Raw genomic sequence first — 530 nt, 5'->3', positions numbered from 1 at the left:
CGTCCTTCATCGCCTCCAAGAGCCTAGGCATCCCCCATACGCCCTTCTATACTTTCTTACATTCCCGGATACACCTATTGTTGCATCCGAAAACTTTATCTCATCTCCTTAAGTATGTCAATGAACGTTGATCGAAAATTCGATCGAGAGTGGAGGATAAGGGAGTCGAACCCTTGACCCCCTGCTTGCAAAGCAGGTGCTCTAGCCAACTGAGCTAATCCCCCAGAACTTGGTGTAGTCCCGTGCGGACTTGAACCGCAGACCCCTACATTATCAGTGTAGTGCTCTAACCAACTGAGCTACGGGACTGTATCCGCGGGGAAAACCCACTCTATCACATTAAAAATTACAGGTTACTTCGAGAGAAAAGAACGAGATCCATCTGCCGAAAGACAGTCTCACTCTCCAGAAAGGAGGTGTTCCAGCCGCACCTTCCGGTACGGCTACCTTGTTACGACTTAGCCCCAGTCACCGGTTTTGCCCTAGGTCGCTCCTCGCGGTCACGAACTTCAGGCACCCCCAGCTCCCAT

2 tRNA genes and 1 rRNA gene are annotated in these 530 nt (G+C 51.1%); all 3 read right to left on the bottom strand.

Features of this window, described 5'->3' with window-relative positions:
- Positions 1–150 precede the first annotated feature (150 nt).
- Positions 151–224 (bottom strand) — tRNA-Ala (locus BN3659_RS03625).
- A gap of 11 nt (positions 225–235) precedes the next feature.
- A tRNA-Ile gene (locus tag BN3659_RS03620) sits at positions 236–309 on the bottom strand.
- 100 nt (positions 310–409) lie between these two features.
- A 16S ribosomal RNA gene (locus BN3659_RS03615) occupies positions 410–530 on the bottom strand; the annotation flags it as partial.

It is taken from the genome of Alistipes sp. CHKCI003, from assembly GCF_900021155.1.
GTDB lineage: Bacteria > Bacteroidota > Bacteroidia > Bacteroidales > Rikenellaceae > Alistipes > Alistipes excrementavium.
The sequence above is the reverse complement of the archived record's forward strand: the minus strand, read 5'-3'. Positions and strand labels throughout refer to the sequence as shown.